This is a genomic window from Citrobacter sp. Cf118 (genome assembly GCF_030334095.1).
In the GTDB taxonomy this organism is placed as follows: Bacteria; Pseudomonadota; Gammaproteobacteria; order Enterobacterales; family Enterobacteriaceae; genus Citrobacter; species Citrobacter freundii.
Genome location: NZ_JAOWES010000087.1, coordinates 85,550 through 104,981, shown reverse-complemented (window position 1 = coordinate 104,981; position 19,432 = coordinate 85,550). Strand labels below are relative to the sequence as shown.

Here is a 19,432-nt window from a genome sequence, read left to right as displayed (position 1 = left end):
CGGCTACGCCTTATCCAGTCTACGGTCCAGCACTGCGTTAACCCGTAATCTGATCCATTGCCTGCAGGATACGCTTATCCGAAATCGGATACGGCGTGCCAAGCTGCTGGGCAAAGTAGCTGACGCGCAGCTCTTCTATCATCCAGCGGATCTCTTTGACATCGTCATCTTCGCGGCGCGCGGGCGGCAATTTATTGAACCACTGCTGCCAGGACTGCTGCACGGTGTCCACTTTCAGCATCTGCGCGCGATCGCGGTGCGGATCGATGGCCAGTTTCTCCAGCCGTTTTTCAATCGCCTGCAAATAACGCAACGTATCGCCCAGACGTTTGAAACCGTTGCCGGTAACAAATCCGCGATACACCAGTCCGCCCATTTGCGCTTTGATATCCGCAAGCCCCAGCGCCATGGTCATATCCACGCGCCCTTTCAGACGTTTGTTGATATTAAACACTGCGGTCAGGATCTGTTCGACCTGCTTCGCAATCTCCACCACCGTATCGTTCAGTTCAGCCCGCACTTTTTCATGCAACGCCGCAAAGCCTTCTTCGGTCCACACCGGACCACCGTTGGCGTCAATTAACTGATCCACACCGCAGGAGATACAGTCGTCTATCAAATCCAGAACTTTACCGTACGGGTTAAAGTACAGTCCCAGCTTGGCTTTATTGGGCAGCTTCTCGTGCAAATATTTGATTGGCGAAGGAATATTCAGCAGCAACAGGCGGCGTAAACCGCACCACATCGCCTGCTGTTGTTCCAGCGGATTATCAAACAACTTGATGGCCACGCTGTCGCGTTCATCCACCAGCGCTGGCCACGCTTTGACTTTATAGTTGCCGCGTTTTTGTTCGTAACTTTCCGGAAGCCGGCCGAAGCTCCAGATGTGCAATCCACTCTGTTCGATACCGTCATCGGCCACCGCCGACAGCGTTTCCTGAACTTTGCCCTTCAGCAGGTCTTTCAGCGCCTGTAACGAACGCCCTTCCTGCAGCTTCTTGTTCTTATCATCCACCACCCGGAAGGTGATTTTTAGGTGATCGGGCACCTGATCCCAGTGCCAGTCTTCACGGTCAACGGTGACGCCGGTCATGCGGCGCAGTTCACGCTCCAGCGAGTCCAGCAGCGGCAGTTCCAGCGGCGTGACGCGGCCTAAAAACGCTTCCGCATAGTTCGGTGCGGGTACAAAGTTGCGTCGTACCGGTTTTGGTAACGACTTAATCAGGGCGATCACCAGTTCGCGGCGCAGCCCTGGAATTTGCCATTCAAAACCGCTCTCGTCGATCTGGTTGAGCAGCGGGAGTGGAATATGTACGGTCACACCGTCCGCATCGGCTCCGGGTTCAAACTGGTAGCTCAGGCGCAGCTTAAGGTTACCCTGATGCCAGAAGTTCGGATAATCCAGCTTACTGATTTTCTCCGCGCCCTCTTTGATGAGCATGCTCTTTTCAAAGTTGAGCAGATCCGGTGTTTCACGGCTGACCTTTTTCCACCAGCTATCAAAGTGACGAGCAGAAACCACCTCATGGCTGATACGTTGGTCGTAGAACTCAAACATCGTTTCGTCATCGACGAGAATGTCACGGCGGCGTGATTTGTGCTCTAACTCTTCCACCTCCGCTCGTAGTTTCAGGTTATCGCGGAAAAACGCATGACGCGTTTGCCAGTCACCTTCCACCAGCGCATGACGAATGAACAGTTCACGCGATAACGCAGGGTCAATCTGGCTGTAATTCACCTTACGGGCGGCGACAATCGGCAAACCGTAGACGGTGACTTTTTCTGTCGCCATCACCGCGCCCTGCGCACGCTCCCAGTGCGGTTCACTGTATGAACGTTTGATCAGATGTTGGGCTACCGGCTCCACCCACTCAGGATCGATGCGCGCGGCAATACGTCCCCACAAGCGGCTGGTTTCCACCAACTCCGCTACCATCGTCCACTTCGGCGGTTTTTTGAATAAACCTGACCCCGGGAAGATCGAGAAGCGAGCGTTACGCGCCCCGGTAAACTCCTGTTTATCGGTATCTTTCATCCCGATATGAGACAGTAAACCGGTCAGCAACGCGACGTGGATCTCCCGATATTCAGCAGGTTCGCTGTTAACCGGAATACCCAACTCTTTCACCACCTGGCGCAGTTGCGTGTAGATATCCTGCCACTCTCGCACGCGCAGATAGTTCAGAAAGTCGACTTTGCACTGGCGACGAAACTGGTTTGACGACAACGCTTTTTGCTGCTCGCCGAGATAGTTCCACAGGTTCACAAACGCGAGGAAATCAGACTCTTTATCGTGGAAACGGCGGTGCTTCTCGTCGGAAGCCTGCTGCTTGTCCATTGGACGCTCGCGCGGATCCTGAATGGACAATGCCGAGGTAATGATCATCGCCTCACGTACGCAGCCATGTTTTTGCGCTTCCAGCACCATGCGCGCCAGACGCGGATCCACCGGCAGTTGCGACAGTTGACGGCCCAACGGCGTTAACTTGTAAGCGGTTGCCTGTTCGTCGGTGGTTATCGCCCCCAGCTCTTCGAGCAGGCGTACACCGTCCTGAATATTGCGCTTATCCGGCGCTTCAACAAACGGGAACGCCGCGATATCGCCCAGCCCCAACGCGGTCATCTGCAAAATAACGGATGCCAGGTTGGTACGCAGGATCTCCGGGTCGGTAAACTCCGGACGCGACAGGAAATCGTCTTCGGAATACAGACGAATACAGATCCCTTCCGACACACGACCGCAGCGGCCTTTACGCTGGTTGGCAGAAGCCTGCGACACCGGTTCAATCGGCAAGCGCTGAACTTTGGTGCGGTAACTGTAGCGACTGATACGCGCGGTGCCCGGATCAATTACGTATTTGATTCCCGGAACGGTCAGCGACGTTTCTGCCACGTTGGTCGCCAGCACGATACGGCGACCACTGTGCGACTGGAATACACGGTTCTGCTCACTGTTTGAAAGACGCGCATACAGCGGCAACACTTCGGTGTGGCGTAAATCCAGTTTATTCAGGGCATCGGCGGTATCACGGATTTCACGTTCGCCGCTCATGAAGATCAGAATGTCGCCCTGACTTTCACGGCCTAACTCATCTACGGCATCAAAAATCGCCTGCAGTTGGTCACGCTCGGTGTCATCTGCATCTTCAACAATCGGGCGATAGCGCACTTCCACCGGATACGTTCGGCCGGAGACTTCGATAATCGGCGCGTTATTGAAATGCTTTGAAAAGCGTTCAGGATCGATGGTCGCCGAAGTGATGATAATTTTTAGATCCGGGCGACGCGGCAGAAGTTCTTTCAGATAGCCGAGCAGAAAGTCGATATTCAGACTGCGTTCATGCGCTTCATCGATGATGATAGTGTCGTACTGCATTAGCAGCCGATCCTGTTGGATTTCCGCCAGCAGGATACCATCCGTCATCAGCTTGACCATGGTGTTATCACTGACATGATCGCTGAAACGAACTTTATAACCAATACAGCCGCCCGGCTCGGTCTGCAACTCTTCCGCAATACGGTTCGCCACGGTGCGCGCCGCCAGACGACGCGGCTGGGTATGGCCGATCAGCCCTTTTACCCCTCGCCCCAGTTCCATACAGATTTTGGGTAACTGGGTGGTTTTCCCCGAGCCGGTCTCGCCAGCAACAATCACCACCTGATGATCGCGAATTGCGTCCAGAATATCCTGTTTTTTCTGGCTGACGGGCAGGTTTTCCGGATAGCTGATTTCCGGACGCGCCGCTTCACGCAGCACAACTTTACCGGCTGCCTGCTCAATCTCTTTCGCCATCTCCTGGTAAATGGCCTGTTGTGCATCAGGATTTTTAACCTTCTTCACACCGTGCAGGCGGCGGGCAAAACGCTGTCTGTCACGCAGCATCAATGAATCCAGCTGTTGCTGCAACATGTTGAAGGTTAATTTTTGTTGTTCTGTCATAGCGTTAAAAGGCAGTGCTCTGCCGGGTTAAATCTCTTTTAGATGATGGGTATAGAGTACCACATCGGCGCTTTTCATGTGTTGTTCAATAATTTCGAACATAGGATTCGATATATTGCGCTATCACTGCGACAGGATTGTGAATAAAGTGTCAACAAGCAACGGGGCTCTCCCCCTTCAAACACATAAAAGGAAACACCCATGAGCAAGGTATTAGTTCTTAAATCCAGTATTCTGGCAGGGTACTCTCAGTCTGGTCAGTTGTCTGATTATTTTGTTGAACAGTGGCGTGAAAAGCACTCTGCTGATGAAATCACTGTCCGTGACCTGGCTGCAAACCCTGTACCGGTACTGGATGGCGAACTGGTGGGTGCGATGCGCCCGAGCGATACACCGCTGACGCCGCGTCAGCAGGAAGCGCTGGCGCTGTCCGATGAGCTGATTGCTGAGCTGAAAGCGCATGATGTGATTGTTATCGCCGCGCCGATGTACAACTTCAACATCCCAACGCAGTTGAAAAACTACTTTGACCTGATTGCCCGCGCTGGTGTGACTTTCCGTTATACCGAGAAAGGCCCGGAAGGTCTGGTGACGGGTAAACGCGCTGTGGTGCTGACCAGCCGTGGTGGTATCCATAAAGATACACCAACCGACCTGATCACGCCGTACCTGAACGTATTCCTGGGCTTTATCGGCATCACCGACGTGAATGTCGTCTTTGCTGAAGGTATTGCTTACGGCCCGGAAGTGGCGTCTAAAGCACAATCCGACGCGAAAGCCGCTATCGACAGCGTAGTCGCTGCCTGATAATTTCCCCTCTCACCGTCCGGTGAGAGGGTTTCTCCGGCCGGCACTTACTTCTTTACCTGTACCCGTATCTGTTTGCCGTGAATGCGATTAATATCACGCCAGATGGTTGCATAATCCCTGCATTTCGCCAGATTCTCTTCCCAGCAATGAAGCAAAAATTGTTCAGGCTCCGCGACATCCCGGCTTAACAGTTTGAATACCCAACGATTCCAGACATACCACTTGAGAAGCCACATGATTTCACCCCACAACGCGACCGGTGTTGGACTATATCAGCATCCATTTTATGCCGTGTGGCAACTATTGCGATGTCGATGAGTAAGTCAGCGTCGTGACCAGGGGTTGTGTACAAAGAGATTTATTCTTTCCGCAACCACTTACCATTTATACCCTGGACGTATTCACCCGGTTTAGCGCGAGCAACCAGCTTTTGCCCGGCCATTTTTGCTACTTCATCTGGCGGAATATTATTGCTCTCTGCCAGTTGCTGATAGCTGGCGTTACGCGCTTTATTAATCTCACTCACCAGTGCCTGCGTTTCGGCATCGGTTTGCAATGCAACCAGATAGCCATTGAGCGTTTCTCCTACTCGACCCTGAGTTCTGGCTTCATTCAGGGTCAATGCCCACGCATTGCTACTGAGTAAACTCAGGACGACCAGCGCCACTGCAAACTGTTTTCTCATCATGACCTCAGAACAAATCGCTGCGCGATTTCAATAAGCTTTCGACGTCTTTATCAACTTTGATATGGATCTCATGCTCGATTTTGACGTTCATATTAATAGTGATGGGCTCTTTTGGCGCAGCCACTTCGATTCTGGGAGTGCACCCTACCAGCAGAGATGAAGCCAGCAGACCCAGCATGGCAGCTATCGTTTTCATTGTTGTTCCTCACATTCCTTGCCTTCCGGGCAATGGGTTTCCGGCAGCGCTGCATTTTGTTCAAGCCATGCCTGTAAATTGTCGCCAAAACGCAAGCTGCGCCATAGCGTAAAGACGTTTTCCTCGTGGGTATAATTCAAATTAACTGTACCTACTTTGCCATCCACCCGACTATTGCCAGTCACGGTTGACTGCATGGTTAAGACACCGAGGTTATCCAGATTTATTTTCGTCCACGAATGGCTTATTTCCATATAACGCAGCCAGTTAATGGCCGCCCCCGCCGCCATGTTATCTTTGACGACCGCATCCGCGGTGTCCTTATCAATACGCAACGTCATCGGCCCCGGATTAGTCAACCAGCCGTCTTTGATGATCCATTTTTCGTTATCCAGCCATAATGGCAACGCGCCACTGACCGGGCCAGACATGGCGAACTGTTTGGGGTTAACCGCACTGATAAGCTCGCTGGAAGAGATATTCTGCACTCGCAATAAGGCCGGATCGTGCTGCGGCATCCGCAGTTGCTGCATGATGATTTTACCCCCCAGCAGATCAGCGCTGACATCGCTCAACAATAACGGGTTGTTTTCACTCCAGGGGTACGCCCCCTGCAGATCGGCGGCGATATTTTTCACCGTCACCTGATTCACCACTTCCGCAATACGCAGTGAAATAGGTCCACGCGTACCCAGTTGCCATGCACCTTCACTAAACCGGAAAGGCAATACAAAATCGACACCGTTGATTTGGTTATCGGGCATCCAGGCGCTACCGCCTTTTAACACTCCATGACCGCCCGCTTCAAAGCCCTGCTCAGGGGCTGCCGAAAACGCGACCTGCGCATACAGCTCACCTTCTCGTAGCTTCATTTTCCAGTCAGGTGGGATCAGAGGTTGGAATACAGTGAGCGATTGTTTTGGCCACCAGGCCTGTCCGCGCAGGCGGATACCGTCCCAACGACCATTCAGCTGTACGGGCCCAATCGCCCCAGCGTGAAGCTGGCCTTTGAACTGGAAGATTGTCGGATCGCTACCATCGACGCTAAACTTCAGCGTCGATGGTGGTAACACGCTTCCCCCGGTGAAGGTGGTGTTCCCTGCGTCCAGCGACAGCGCGCCGCTAAATGTCGGCTTGGTTGCATCCCGCACCCAGACTATCGGTTCGTCCATCACCAGGCGTGGGTTTTCCACCTTCATCGTGCCGTATTGCAGATGATCAAATCCGGTGGAAAGATCAAATAGCTTCAGGGTATTGTCATGCCATTCCCCCTTACCCGCAACGTCCCAACGGGCATGCATCGGCGTAAAGCTGCCTTCACCCCAATATCGCCACTGCCAACGACCAGCATCAGGAAGAAAATCATTTGCCAGGCCATCCAGATGCAGTTCAAAACCCCCCATCTGGTTTTCATGCGCACGTAAAATAGCCTGCAGACGCCCATCCACACCGCGTTGCGTGACTTTTACCCCTGCCAGCGGCCAGCGAATCTCGTCAATATCCAGCGAATCAATCACCCGCCCACGTGAGCGCAGCAGCGCCCCTGGCTCGAAAGCCAATTGTGGATCGTTCAGACTTCCGGTGAGTCTCGCGGGTAATTTCGCGTAGAAGATCAGATCGCCCTGTTTCGCTTCACCGGTCAACTGTAGCGGCATCTCGCTACTATCCATGCCAAGCTTACCCGGCCCCAGAGTTAATACGGCATTTCCTTTACCGGCGTCGCCATGCGTCAGAACGTTCAGACGCCCACTCACCACCGCGTTTTCCAGTCCTCCCTGCCAGTTTTCAACTTTCATGCCCAGCCGGCCACTTAACGGGAATCCCTGATAAGGCCAGTTCCAACGTCCGTCGCTGATGGTCAGTTGCTGGCGTGTTATTTCCCAAGGAAGGTCAAGCAGCGGATCGGCATTATCCCGCGCCATGACGATCAGTTGTCCGCTGTTTTGTTGCCACTCCAGTTCGGCGTCCACAAGCGTAGGTTCTTGCGGCAAACTTAACGTCGCAACCGCATGACCGCTTACCGGCAGTCCATCGGGCACCAGTGGCATAGTAAATTCACCGACCAGTCTTACCGGCGGCTGGCCTTCAAATGCCGCAACATCCAGCTCAGTTACTGTGAGGTTTTGCCCGTGCAAACGCCCCTGGAATTTAACTTTTTCCCCCTGGTAACGCAGCTGTTGAGTGGAGGGAGTGAGCGAGAGTGACAGTTTTCCCTGCCATTCCTGCCATGGAGAGAGAATAAGTTTGTCGATGTTAATCCAGGTATTAGGCAGCATTGACTGCCATTCAGCCAGCGTTTTGGGCGCTACTGGCGACGGCTCTGTCTGTGGCAATTTGGCCAGGCAAGCTGAGTCCAGCTCGATGGTCCCGACATTCAGCAACCAGCGACTGGGGTGAGACAGATCCGCCTGAGTAATACGCGCTAGCGGACAATCTTCAACCAGATAGCGGAGTTCAGGTATATGTAACCCATGCCGTGTCAGCCGCGGGCTCTCGTCCAGCGCGATGCGTGTTCCAACGGGTAACCAGATACCCACCAACGTAGGCACCCACAGGCCAAGCGTCATCACTAGCGTCAGCGGCACGAGAATCAATAATAAGAGGAGTGCCAGAACGGCTTTATATTTACCCTTCATGGGTAGTTAATATCCTGATTTAGTAAAAATTTAAGCCGGTTTAGGCCCGTATTGTGGCATGTTTAACTGGATATGCCCACATTAAGGATAGATAACCGTTTTATAGGCACGCTGTTACACGTGCCGTCGGGGATATTAAGATTCAGACTCAATGGGGCCTCAGTTGTCCATCGCTATGTTTAGGTCCTATACGACCTGCTTCTATCAGAATTTCTTCAATGAGTTCTTCGAGGCACTCCCTACCATGATGATCGCAGACCAGATGTACCTGCCGGGAAATCTCATCAGGTTTCATACCATCGCATAATGCCGCCTTCAGCATTAAGGTGGCCCATCGTTTTGCTTCAGAGTGAGTTAACATGACTCCTCCCGATATTTGCTACCTGTATAAGCGTAGCTGTCAGGATGTGATTCGGCTGGCTTTTTATCTGCGTTAAATGCGACATCCCATGATGGCAAACAGCGTTTCGCCTCCTTGTGCCCCAGCAGCCAGATACCCCTCCGCGGTCAACATCAGCGGGCGTCGAGTGACTGAATTCCCAACATTTCCGCCAATGATCTCAATCTGATCGGTACTCACTGAAACAACCAGGTCGGTGTGGCTGCTGTAGTTGCCCAGATGCTGATGATCGTAATCAACGACCTTATCAGGATCTCTGTCCCAGCAGACTAAATCCCCCACCTGCGGTTTGCGCTCATTCAGTCTGTATCCCCAATACAACGCATTGGCGTTACCCTGATTTCTGTCGCGAATCGACTTGCTGATGTAAGTTGCATGCGAAGCAGAATAGGAAAAACGATCCCCGGCCCCCGCCTCGCGCATCACCCATGAAATAAACGCCGCCGACCACGGCCAGTCATGATCGCGGCCATCAAGATCGTTTCGCCCGATCTTTGCCCAATACAAACCCACACGTTGCCACCAGCCATCCTCGCCTTCTTTGCGCCCGGAATGAATAATGTCGCCGCTGGGGTTATAACGTTGTTCACCGAAAAAACGCCATTCGTCGATAGCGATGGATGCGGCATTTGCGGTAAAACCGGCGGCAGACGCAGGCATGAGCGGTACTGCCTCATTACCGTTAGCCATCTCATCAAGAAACGGAACAACCGGTTGCTCTGTCGGTAAAGTGGTTATCGGATGCCTGGAAATTTCAGGTGACGGTCCGACAAGTATGCCGTTGGCGTTGATGGGGATCAGTGCGAGATCCCAATTGCCGCGATCGATTTCAAACCGCAAACACTTTGTTCGGTATACGGTAGGATGAAGTTCGGGGTTGCTGTGATTGGTCAACCACTCCTGTCGTACGTTCACATATTGGGAAATCCAGGTGCGCTCGTCGCCACCGCTGGCCGGAGGCTTCTCAGGAAATCTGGCGCGTAAAAAAGATAAAATACGGTTGCTGTGAACAAAAGAGTCATAAATTACCAACATGGAAAGCGCATCTTTGAAGCCAAACGCCTGTGCCCAGTTCTGCGCAGGAACGTAATATCGCTCATCGAAAAACCGATCCTGAACTGTCTTCATTGTTGGATCATCTCGCCCCGCCCGTCGCAGTAAAGTTTTAAACTGTTCGTTGTCAACCAGCGGTTTATTCCCAACCAGTGGTGCAAACGGGGCAAGCTCCGCGCTGAACGTCCCATTTGCATTCACGTATCGGGTAACCAGATCCCGTAATTTTCCATACTCCGTGGTTTGCGAGCGACCATAGGTTACCTGTCGAATCCCGTGCGGGCCGTCATGATATATCGAGATTGCCGAGTAGTCCCCCTCAGCCGAACCGGTTTCAAATGCATTCAGGACCCGCTCACAAAGGCTCTTATTTGCTGGAGTCAGTATCATAAAACCACCCTCTATCGATATTAATGGCTGTTCTTACCGTTATTTTTTTGTACTGTCCGGTTCCGCTGGCTTTGGCCCAGTGGAACGGACCTGCATGACGCGTTGAAGAATGTCGAACCAGAAAGGTCCGCCGAGAGAGACAGCGAAAACAGTGATCAGTAAACCCACGACTTTCGCAAGCCAGGCCTTCCAACCCTCCGGCCACATTTTCCATCCCAGTTCGAGTCCAGCCGACTTCAAATCTGCAACGGCATCTTTATATTGTTCATTGGCTGAATGGAGTTCTTCGTTTACCGGTTGGGTGCAGTTATCCGTCTTACTGTGATTCACGCATTGAGTCTGTTTTTTTGCTTCATCGACTTTTTGTTGTGCGATTGTCACTAACTTTTCTCGTACTGCAGAATCGGAGGCCAGCACCATCGAAAGATTCAGGCTGTCAATATTTCCACCGACCACGAGGAGTACAGCGATGATGAATGTCATGAATTGCGTTCTGCGTTTGTACCAACCGGAGGCACGGTCCATTACCGCATCGAACTGTTTTGCAACCGCATCGCGAAAGCTGACTGCATCATTACCTGCCTGAGCCACCAATGTTTCGAGGATGCCTTTAATGCGATTACTTTCCGCAGTACCCGGCAGTGAATTGACTCCAGCTGGAATCGTTGCCATTACGCTTTTCCCCACCACGAGTGCTTCCACAACTCGGGCAACTATTTCAGAGGGAATATAGGAGGGGCGTCCATATTTGCCTTTGCTAAGCGATTGAACCAATGGATGCTCAAAAAATTGGGTAATAAATTGCTCGTCAGGCGCTAACTCTCCTGAAAATAATTCATCCAGTGCCGTGACAAGGTTTTTACTACGCAGCCGGGTCCAGGCTGAAATCGCTTCAACAATAGCGGTGCATGCTATTGCAAAGACGAAATAAATGGTCATCAAACCAATCAAAACATCGAGTGTCTCAAGCCCAAACATACCGTTTTCCTCACAACCAGAAGTGTCAGGTCAACCGGAAGCTGAAAGTTACGCAGATTCCTCCCTAAGAATATGGTTCTCATGCGGTGAATGATCGGTAAGAGGTTCGTCGTAGAAGAAGGTGAAAAATCAATCAGAAGTCGCACGCCGTCTGGGGAAAGTAAAAACAGTTGTTGAAATTGAGTAACCTGCCCACACTAACAACAGATACGCTGAAATTATTCATTACGTCCATGACTATCAATAACTTTTTATATTTTGTAAAATAATTTGAATTGGATTAATGTGACGTCAAAATCACTGGAGAAAGTCTTATGAAACTCGCCATCTATAGTACAAAACAGTACGACAAGAAGTATCTGCAGCAGGTTAACGAGGCTTTTGGTTTTGAACTTGAATTCTTTGACTTTCTGTTGACGGAAAAAACAGCCAAAACCGCCCATGGCTGCGAAGCCGTGTGCATTTTCGTCAACGACGATGGTAGCCGCCCTGTTCTGGAAGAGCTGAAAAAGCATGGCGTGAAATATATCGCGCTACGTTGCGCCGGGTTCAACAACGTCGATCTCGACGCTGCAAAAGAGCTGGGTATGCAGGTCGTACGTGTGCCAGCCTATTCACCGGAAGCCGTCGCTGAGCATGCGATTGGCATGATGATGACGCTGAATCGCCGCATTCACCGCGCTTATCAGCGTACCCGTGATGCCAACTTCTCTCTTGAAGGGCTGACCGGCTTTACCATGTATGGCAAAACAGCTGGGGTGATCGGTACCGGTAAAATCGGTATTGCGGCCCTGCGGATCCTGAAAGGTTTTGGTATGCGCCTGCTGGCGTTTGATCCCTACCCAAGCGCTGCTGCGCTGGAGTTAGGTGTTGAATATGTCGATCTTAAAACGCTATTTGCCGAGTCCGATGTCATCTCTCTGCACTGCCCGTTAACACCGGAGAATTATCATCTGCTCAATCACGAAGCCTTTGAGCAAATGAAAAACGGCGTGATGGTGATTAACACCAGCCGCGGGGCGTTGATCGATTCACAAGCCGCTATCGATGCGCTGAAAAACCAGAAAATTGGTTCTCTGGGTATGGACGTGTATGAAAACGAACGCGATCTGTTCTTTGAAGATAAATCCAATGACGTGATTCAGGATGATGTGTTCCGTCGCCTGTCGGCCTGTCATAACGTGCTGTTTACCGGGCATCAGGCGTTCCTGACCGCCGAAGCGTTAACCAGCATTTCTGAGACTACGCTACAGAATCTGGCACAAATCTCCAAAGGCGAAACCTGTCCAAACGCCCTCTTCTGATTTCCGTGCTCCCCTGGATTCAGGGGAGCATTTTCAGACAATCACCGATGATAAAACACTCAGTATCATTATTATATTGAATGTATTCCCGTCACAAACCCAGAGAAATAGAATGAAGAAAGTTGTCACGTTGATTGCGCTCAGCATGCTGATGGCTGGCTGTGTGAGCAATGGAAAAGTGTCCGTCAATCGCGAACAGTTGCAGCATCACCGCTTCGTTTTGCAGAGCGTCAATGGCAAGCCGGTAACCGTCGCCAATAACCCACCTGAATTAAGTTTCGGTGAAAATATGACAGTGTCGGGAAAAATGTGTAATCAGTTCCATGGTCAGGGCAACCTGTCCGACGGTGAATTAAAAGTGAAAGACATGGCAATGACGCGCATGATGTGCGCCGATCCACAGCTTAACGCGCTCGACGGCATCGTCAGCGAGATGTTTAAGCAAGGCGCACAGGTTGATCTGACTGCTGACCAGTTAACACTGGCTACGGCAGAACAAACGTTGACGTTTAAACTGGCAGATTTAATGTAGTAAAAGCAGTGGCTCAATAATTCCCACAGCTTCCGGCGGCAAGCGACTGCTCACTACAGCGTTTGCCGTTAGGTAATGCACACATGCCGATGGCAGAACCATCCAGTTGGCGTGCCACGGAGAGCGAACCTCCAATCATGGCGCAATTTGCCTCTCCAGAACTGGACATTGCGGCCTTCATCCCCGGTGCGACATGAGCGGCGGTTGCCTGCTGAACAGGTTCACTGCTGCACGCCGATAATAATAACGCGGCACACCCTACCCAAAACGCTGCGCGCATCTTACTCCCCTCTGAATATTAACCAAACGACACAGCCATAAATAATAGGCAGCGGAAACATTGCCGTCGAGAGGCAAAATGCGCATTTATGCGTGCTGTTTACATTTTCTGGCAATTTTTTGGCTACTCCTTTGATCAAACCATTCATTCTGATTATTCCCAGGACACAAAAGCGAAAATCTGTCTTTAGCGCTTTTGCTAAAATAGAAAGATAACTACAGGATCCGCCGCGGTTACGCGGGTCCCTCTTTTTGCGCAATGTAAGGGTGTCAGCATGATCACAATTGACGGTAATGGTGCGGTTGCTTCAGTCGCATTTCGTACCAGCGAAGTTATCGCCATCTACCCGATTACGCCCAGTTCGACGATGGCTGAACAGGCAGATGCCTGGGCCGGAAACGGGCTTAAAAACGTCTGGGGAGATACCCCTCGCGTCGTAGAAATGCAGTCAGAAGGCGGCGCAATCGCGACCGTTCACGGTGCATTGCAGACCGGTGCGCTCTCGACGTCGTTTACCTCATCGCAGGGCCTGTTGCTGATGATCCCAACGCTGTACAAACTGGCCGGTCAGTTGACGCCATTTGTGCTGCACGTTGCCGCGCGTACCATTGCTACTCATGCGCTGTCTATCTTCGGTGACCATTCCGACGTAATGGCAGTGCGCCAGACAGGGTGCGCGATGCTGTGTGCCAGCAGCGTGCAGGAAGCACAGGACTTTGCGCTCATTTCACAAATGGCCACTCTGAAAAGTCGGGTTCCGTTTATTCATTTCTTTGATGGTTTCCGCACATCGCATGAAATCAATAAAATTGTGCCGCTGGCCGATGACACGATCCTCAGCCTGATGCCGCAAGCTGAAATTGATGCGCATCGTGCCCGCGCGCTGAACCCTGAACATCCCGTTATTCGCGGGACATCTGCGAACCCGGATACCTACTTCCAGTCGCGTGAAGCGACAAACCCATGGTACAACGCGGTTTACGAAAACGTCGAACAGGCGATGAACGACTTCGCCGCGGCGACGGGCCGCCAGTATCAACCCTTTGAGTATTACGGTCATCCACAGGCGGAACGTGTCATTATCTTGATGGGTTCTGCAATTGGTACCTGCGAAGAAGTCGTCGAAGAGTTACTTGCTCGTGGAGAGAAAGTTGGCGTCCTGAAAGTTCGGCTGTTCCGCCCATTCTCTGCCAAACATTTACTGCGCGCCCTGCCGGAAACCGTACGCAGCATCGCCGTTCTGGATCGCACTAAAGAGCCGGGTGCCCAGGCAGAACCGCTGTATCTGGATGTAATGACCGCGCTGGCGGAAGCCTTTAACTGCGGCGAGCGGGAAACCCTACCACGCGTAATTGGCGGGCGTTATGGCCTTTCTTCCAAAGAGTTTGGCCCGGACTGCGTCATGGCGGTCTTTACTGAGCTGAGTAGCGCGAAGCCGAAACCTCGCTTTACGGTTGGTATCTATGATGATGTCACCAACCTGTCACTACCGCTACCGGAAAACACCCTGCCCGGTACCGCGAAGCTCGAAGCGCTGTTCTACGGTCTGGGCAGTGACGGCAGCGTGTCGGCCACCAAAAATAATATCAAGATTATCGGTAACTCGACGCCGTGGTATGCGCAGGGTTATTTCGTGTATGACTCGAAAAAAGCAGGCGGTCTGACGGTTTCTCACCTGCGCGTCAGCGAGCAGCCTATTCGATCAGCGTATCTGGTTTCACAAGCCGATTTTGTTGGCTGTCACCAACTGCAATTTATCGATAAGTATCAGATGGCCGAGCGCCTGAAACCAGGCGGGATCTTCCTGCTTAATACGCCTTACAACGTGGATGAAGTCTGGGCGCGTTTGCCGCAGGAGGTTCAGGCAGTACTGAATCAGAAGAAGGCCCGTTTCTACGTGATTAATGCGGCCAAAATCGCTCGCGAATGCGGTCTGGCAGCGCGTATTAACACCGTTATGCAAATGGCATTCTTCCATTTGACGCAAATCTTACCCGGCGACAGCGCGATGGTTGAATTGCAGGGAGCGATTGCGAAAAGCTATAGCAGTAAAGGTCAGGATCTGGTTGAACGTAACTGGCAGGCGTTGGCTCTGGCGCGTGAATCCGTCGCCGAAGTGGCACTCCAGCCAGTTGACCCGCACAGCGCTAACCGCCCACCGGTGGTTTCTGATGCCGCGCCGGATTTCGTGAAAACCGTTACCGCGGCAATGCTCGCCGGTCTGGGTGATGCTCTTCCCGTATCCGCGCTGCCGCCAGACGGCACCTGGCCAATGGGCACCACGCGTTGGGAAAAACGCAATATCGCCGAAGAGATCCCCATCTGGAAGGAAGAGCTGTGTACCCAGTGTAACCACTGCGTTGCCGCTTGCCCGCACTCGGCAATCCGCGCCAAAGTGGTTTCACCAGAAGCGATGGAAAACGCCCCTGCCAGCCTGCATTCTCTGGATGTGAAATCACGCGATATGCGCGGTCAGAAATATGTCCTGCAGGTTGCGCCTGAGGATTGCACCGGTTGTAATCTGTGCGTCGAAGTGTGTCCGGCGAAAGACAGGCTGAACCCGGAGATCAAGGCCATCAATATGATGTCGCGCCTTGAGCATGTTGAAGAAGAAAAAGTTAACTATGACTTCTTCCTCAATCTGCCGGAAATAGACCGCACTAAACTGGAACGCATTGATATTCGTACTTCACAGTTGATAACGCCGCTGTTTGAATATTCCGGCGCCTGCTCGGGCTGTGGTGAAACGCCGTATATCAAGCTGCTTACGCAACTGTACGGCGACCGCATGCTGATCGCCAATGCGACCGGCTGTTCATCAATTTATGGCGGTAACCTGCCCTCAACACCGTATACCACCGACGCTAACGGTCGTGGGCCCGCGTGGGCAAACTCACTGTTTGAGGATAACGCCGAGTTCGGTCTGGGCTTCCGTCTGACGGTAGATCAGCACCGTGTGCGCGTTATGCGTTTATTGGAACAGTTTGCCGATAACATTCCGGCTGAACTGAATGACGCCCTGCACGCTGAAGCGACGCCAGAAGTACGCCGTGAACAAGTTGCCGCGTTGCGCCAGCACCTGAAAGATGTCGAAGGCGCACAGCAACTGTTAACCGATGCCGACGCGCTGGTCGAGAAATCCATCTGGCTGATTGGCGGCGATGGCTGGGCTTACGATATTGGCTTTGGCGGCCTGGATCACGTCCTGAGTCTGACCGAGAACGTCAATATTCTGGTGCTGGATACTCAATGTTACTCCAACACGGGTGGACAAGCGTCGAAAGCCACGCCGCTCGGGGCTGTCACCAAATTTGGCGAACACGGCAAGCGCAAGGCGCGTAAAGATCTTGGCGTCAGTATGATGATGTACGGGCATGTTTATGTCGCGCAGATCTCTCTGGGCGCACAGTTGAACCAGACGGTGAAAGCGATTCAGGAAGCGGAAGCCTATCCGGGTCCGTCGCTGATTATCGCCTATAGCCCATGTGAGGAGCACGGTTACGATCTCGCGCTAAGCCACGATCAGATGCGCCAGCTGACGGCGACCGGATTCTGGCCGCTGTACCGCTTTGAGCCGCGTCGTGCAGATGAAGGTAAATTGCCGCTGGCGCTGGACTCTCGCCCACCGTCAGACGCGCTGGCTGAAACATTGCTTAACGAGCAGCGCTTCCGCCGCCTGAATGCCCAACAGCCAGAAGTTGCTGAGCAACTGTGGAAAGACGCCGCCGCCGATCTGCAAAAACGCTACGACTTCCTGGCCCAACTGGCAGGTAAAGCAGAAAAGAGCGGTGCCGAGTAATACATTTATCTCAGTATTTGCCTAGAACCAAAAAAAAGCCCGAACAGTTGTTCGGGCTTGTCAATTTATTCGCTGGCTAATTAATAATTACCATCAATATACCAACGAAAAATAAAACGTGACAATAAAAGCATATAACACGCGCAGAATAACCCAACAAAATTCAATTGTATAATTTTTATTTTATATATATTTCAACCAATTCATTCATGATATCTATTACCATTTCCGTAGAATTATTTGTTTAAGGTTTTACTTAAGGCGTAACAATTCATATTTATCTCTTTACGGAACTTCTCCTTTAGCATGCTTTTACTCCCTACATGGGTAGTCACAGGTTAATAAAAAAACTAAAGGATTATTTCAATGAACAGAAAAGTATTGGCTCTCATAATTCCTGCCCTGCTGGCTGCAGGCGCTACTCACGCTGCTGAAGTTTATAATAAAGACGGCAACAAATTAGATCTCTACGGTAAAGTAGACGGCCTGCGTTATTTCTCTGATGATGCCAACAAAGATGGCGATCAGACTTATGTTCGTGGCGGCTTCAAAGGCGAAACTCAGATCAACGATATGCTCACCGGTTACGGTCAGTGGGAATATCAGGTCAATGCCAACACCACTGAAGGCAACCGCAACAATAATTTCACTCGTCTGGCCTTTGCCGGTCTGAAATTCGGCGACTACGGCTCATTTGACTACGGCCGTAACTACGGCGTACTGTACGACGTAGAAGGCTGGACCGATATGCTGCCTGAGTTCGGCGGTGACTCCTACACCTATGCTGATAACTTTATGACCGGCCGTGCTAACGGCGTAGCGACCTACCGTAACACTGACTTCTTCGGTCTGGTGAACGGTCTGAACTTTGCACTGCAGTATCAGGGCGCGAACGAGCAAGCGGGTGATGAGCAGGAAGGTACCGGTAACGGCAGCGATCGTAACGTGCAGAACTCTAACGGCGACGGTTTCGGTATCTCCTCTACCTACGATCTGGGTATGGGCGTAAGCTTCGGTGCGGCTTACTCGACTTCTGACCGTACTAACGATCAGGTTAACGCTGGTAAAGCTGGCGGCAACGTTGCCGGCGGTGATACAGCTGACGCATGGACTACCGGCCTGAAATACGATGCAAACAACATCTACCTGGCAACCATGTACTCCGAAACCCGTAACATGACTCCGTACGGCGACAGCGGCGTGGCGAACAAAACTCAGAACTTCGAAGTCACTGCACAGTACCAGTTCGACTTCGGTCTGCGTCCGGCTGTGTCTTTCCTGATGTCTAAAGGTAAAGACCTGAACGCTACCGACGGTGACAAAGACCTGGTTAAATATGCTGATATCGGCGCTACCTACTACTTCAACAAAAACATGTCCACCTATGTTGATTACAAAATCAACCTGCTGGACGAAGACGACAGCTTCTACACTCGTAACAACATCTCTACTGATGACGTAGTTGCATTAGGTCTGGTTTACCAGTTCTAATCCGTCAGCCCGCTGGCAACAGCGGGCTATCCTTTCTTTGATAACCAATCTGTTTTATCCAGATCGAAATATTATATCTATTGTATTAAAACACGCCTTTGATAGATGATATCTTGCATTAAGACCTGTAGTAGAGGATACCTGCAATGAATCATCATCCTGTAAAATCATCCCGTATTGCATCCGTCGGCTATGACGAATCCTCTCACACGCTGGAAATTCGCTTTCACCAATTGGCTACCCTGCAATATCAGCCTGTCCCTGCCCGTATTTTTCGTGATTTCCTGAGCGTGGTCTCGAAAGGTCGATTTTACGACGGCGTAATAAAAGGCAAGTTTCCTGAAATCAAAATAAAGTGATGCCAAAATGTGATCTTTGTCATTGTACATAAAGTGCCATTACGCGGTAAGCTTTAGGTGGATACTTAAACAGGAGGTTTTATGAACAGAACGATTCTTGTACCCATCGATATTTCAGACTCAGAATTAACTCAACGCGTTATTGCCCATGTTGAAGCAGAGGCCAAAATTGACGATGCGCAGGTCCATTTTCTGACCGTAATTCCGTCACTGCCCTATTACGCTTCTCTGGGACTGGCCTACTCGGCAGAGTTACCGGCCATGGACGATCTGAAAGCCGAAGCAAAATCTCAACTGGAAGAGATTATCAAGAAGTTCAATATCCCAACGGACAGAGTGCACATTCATGTCGCAGAAGGTGCGCCGAAAGATAAGATTCTGGAGATCGCCAAAAAATTACCGGCTGATATGGTCATTATTGCCTCACACCGACCTGACATCACCACCTACCTGCTGGGCTCTAACGCCGCAGCAGTAGTGCGTCATGCGGAGTGTTCGGTACTGGTAGTCCGCTAAGCTTTCAGGCCCGCACATCGCTGCGGGCTTTTTGTTTCTACCACTTATACCCCACGATTC

At 51.5% G+C, this 19,432-nt stretch carries 15 protein-coding genes; 7 read left to right on the top strand and 8 right to left on the bottom strand.

The features are described 5' to 3' along the window. Positions 1–37: 37 nt before the first annotated feature. Positions 38–3,940, bottom strand: a complete 3,903-nt coding sequence (gene hrpA, locus OGX67_RS15765; protein ID WP_257651179.1) for an ATP-dependent RNA helicase HrpA — start codon at positions 3,938–3,940, stop codon at positions 38–40. Between the two features lie 201 nt (positions 3,941–4,141). Here hrpA and azoR point away from each other — a divergent pair, with 201 nt between their 5' ends. Further along, positions 4,142–4,747 (top strand): FMN-dependent NADH-azoreductase, encoded by a 606-nt coding sequence (gene azoR / locus OGX67_RS15760; protein WP_003020341.1) that lies wholly within the window; start codon positions 4,142–4,144, stop codon positions 4,745–4,747. Between the two features lie 47 nt (positions 4,748–4,794). Here the strand turns inward: azoR and OGX67_RS15755 are convergent, their stop codons facing one another. From OGX67_RS15755 to OGX67_RS15730, 6 genes are all read right to left on the bottom strand, one after another. After that, positions 4,795–4,986: a hypothetical protein gene (locus tag OGX67_RS15755; RefSeq protein WP_003020344.1), complete on the bottom strand. Its 192-nt coding sequence runs from the start codon at positions 4,984–4,986 to the stop codon at positions 4,795–4,797. 122 nt (positions 4,987–5,108) lie between these two features. Then, entirely contained in the window at positions 5,109–5,435 is a 327-nt protein-coding gene (locus tag OGX67_RS15750; protein ID WP_003020347.1) for a YdbL family probable chaperone protein, read from the bottom strand. Between the two features lie 7 nt (positions 5,436–5,442). Beyond that, positions 5,443–5,634 (bottom strand): YnbE family lipoprotein, encoded by a 192-nt coding sequence (locus OGX67_RS15745; protein WP_003020350.1) that lies wholly within the window; start codon positions 5,632–5,634, stop codon positions 5,443–5,445. Next, the gene (locus tag OGX67_RS15740) at positions 5,631–8,270 is read right to left on the bottom strand and encodes a YdbH family protein (protein WP_257651178.1); all 2,640 of its coding nucleotides are present in this window, start codon (positions 8,268–8,270) and stop codon (positions 5,631–5,633) included. Before OGX67_RS15740 ends, OGX67_RS15745 begins: the two co-directional genes overlap by 4 nt. Positions 8,271–8,703: 433 nt before the next feature. Continuing rightward, the gene (locus tag OGX67_RS15735) at positions 8,704–10,113 is read right to left on the bottom strand and encodes a DUF2272 domain-containing protein (RefSeq protein ID WP_071696145.1); all 1,410 of its coding nucleotides are present in this window, start codon (positions 10,111–10,113) and stop codon (positions 8,704–8,706) included. Positions 10,114–10,152: 39 nt separating this feature from the next. Next, positions 10,153–11,091 carry a hypothetical protein gene (locus OGX67_RS15730; RefSeq protein ID WP_071696146.1) on the bottom strand — a complete coding sequence of 313 codons (939 nt, stop codon included), beginning with the start codon at positions 11,089–11,091 and terminating at the stop codon, positions 10,153–10,155. Between the two features lie 314 nt (positions 11,092–11,405). Between OGX67_RS15730 and OGX67_RS15725 the strand changes: the two genes are divergently transcribed. Both OGX67_RS15725 and hslJ read left to right on the top strand, forming a co-directional pair. Further along, the gene (locus OGX67_RS15725) at positions 11,406–12,395 is read left to right on the top strand and encodes a 2-hydroxyacid dehydrogenase (RefSeq protein ID WP_003020354.1); all 990 of its coding nucleotides are present in this window, start codon (positions 11,406–11,408) and stop codon (positions 12,393–12,395) included. Between the two features lie 112 nt (positions 12,396–12,507). Then, positions 12,508–12,927, top strand: coding sequence for a heat shock protein HslJ (gene hslJ / locus OGX67_RS15720; RefSeq protein WP_257651177.1), 420 nt, complete (start codon positions 12,508–12,510; stop codon positions 12,925–12,927). A gap of 13 nt (positions 12,928–12,940) precedes the next feature. On the opposite strand, the gene OGX67_RS15715 is transcribed toward hslJ, so the two are convergent. Then, positions 12,941–13,207 (bottom strand): putative hemolysin, encoded by a 267-nt coding sequence (locus OGX67_RS15715; protein WP_003020360.1) that lies wholly within the window; start codon positions 13,205–13,207, stop codon positions 12,941–12,943. 274 nt (positions 13,208–13,481) lie between these two features. Here OGX67_RS15715 and nifJ point away from each other — a divergent pair, with 274 nt between their 5' ends. From nifJ to uspF, 4 genes are all read left to right on the top strand, one after another. Next, entirely contained in the window at positions 13,482–17,006 is a 3,525-nt protein-coding gene (gene nifJ, locus OGX67_RS15710) for a pyruvate:ferredoxin (flavodoxin) oxidoreductase (RefSeq protein ID WP_257651176.1), read from the top strand. A gap of 366 nt (positions 17,007–17,372) precedes the next feature. Next, positions 17,373–18,497, top strand: a complete 1,125-nt coding sequence (gene ompC, locus OGX67_RS15705; protein ID WP_032949379.1) for a porin OmpC — start codon at positions 17,373–17,375, stop codon at positions 18,495–18,497. Between the two features lie 146 nt (positions 18,498–18,643). Further along, positions 18,644–18,856, top strand: coding sequence for a KTSC domain-containing protein (locus OGX67_RS15700; RefSeq protein WP_003020366.1), 213 nt, complete (start codon positions 18,644–18,646; stop codon positions 18,854–18,856). Positions 18,857–18,937: 81 nt separating this feature from the next. Continuing rightward, positions 18,938–19,372, top strand: coding sequence for a universal stress protein UspF (gene uspF / locus OGX67_RS15695; protein WP_003020369.1), 435 nt, complete (start codon positions 18,938–18,940; stop codon positions 19,370–19,372). Positions 19,373–19,432: the final 60 nt, after the last annotated feature.

What these genes read in the sequence shown, in the direction of transcription:
- hrpA (WP_257651179.1), bottom strand. Translation starts at nt 3,940, where the DNA reads ATGACAGAACAACAAAAATTAACCTTCAACATGTTGCAGCAACAGCTG.
- azoR (WP_003020341.1), top strand. Translation starts at nt 4,142, where the DNA reads ATGAGCAAGGTATTAGTTCTTAAATCCAGTATTCTGGCAGGGTACTCT.
- OGX67_RS15755 (WP_003020344.1), bottom strand. Translation starts at nt 4,986, where the DNA reads ATGTGGCTTCTCAAGTGGTATGTCTGGAATCGTTGGGTATTCAAACTG.
- OGX67_RS15750 (WP_003020347.1), bottom strand. Translation starts at nt 5,435, where the DNA reads ATGAGAAAACAGTTTGCAGTGGCGCTGGTCGTCCTGAGTTTACTCAGT.
- OGX67_RS15745 (WP_003020350.1), bottom strand. Translation starts at nt 5,634, where the DNA reads ATGAAAACGATAGCTGCCATGCTGGGTCTGCTGGCTTCATCTCTGCTG.
- OGX67_RS15740 (WP_257651178.1), bottom strand. Translation starts at nt 8,270, where the DNA reads ATGAAGGGTAAATATAAAGCCGTTCTGGCACTCCTCTTATTATTGATT.
- OGX67_RS15735 (WP_071696145.1), bottom strand. Translation starts at nt 10,113, where the DNA reads ATGATACTGACTCCAGCAAATAAGAGCCTTTGTGAGCGGGTCCTGAAT.
- OGX67_RS15730 (WP_071696146.1), bottom strand. Translation starts at nt 11,091, where the DNA reads ATGTTTGGGCTTGAGACACTCGATGTTTTGATTGGTTTGATGACCATT.
- OGX67_RS15725 (WP_003020354.1), top strand. Translation starts at nt 11,406, where the DNA reads ATGAAACTCGCCATCTATAGTACAAAACAGTACGACAAGAAGTATCTG.
- hslJ (WP_257651177.1), top strand. Translation starts at nt 12,508, where the DNA reads ATGAAGAAAGTTGTCACGTTGATTGCGCTCAGCATGCTGATGGCTGGC.
- OGX67_RS15715 (WP_003020360.1), bottom strand. Translation starts at nt 13,207, where the DNA reads ATGCGCGCAGCGTTTTGGGTAGGGTGTGCCGCGTTATTATTATCGGCG.
- nifJ (WP_257651176.1), top strand. Translation starts at nt 13,482, where the DNA reads ATGATCACAATTGACGGTAATGGTGCGGTTGCTTCAGTCGCATTTCGT.
- ompC (WP_032949379.1), top strand. Translation starts at nt 17,373, where the DNA reads ATGAACAGAAAAGTATTGGCTCTCATAATTCCTGCCCTGCTGGCTGCA.
- OGX67_RS15700 (WP_003020366.1), top strand. Translation starts at nt 18,644, where the DNA reads ATGAATCATCATCCTGTAAAATCATCCCGTATTGCATCCGTCGGCTAT.
- uspF (WP_003020369.1), top strand. Translation starts at nt 18,938, where the DNA reads ATGAACAGAACGATTCTTGTACCCATCGATATTTCAGACTCAGAATTA.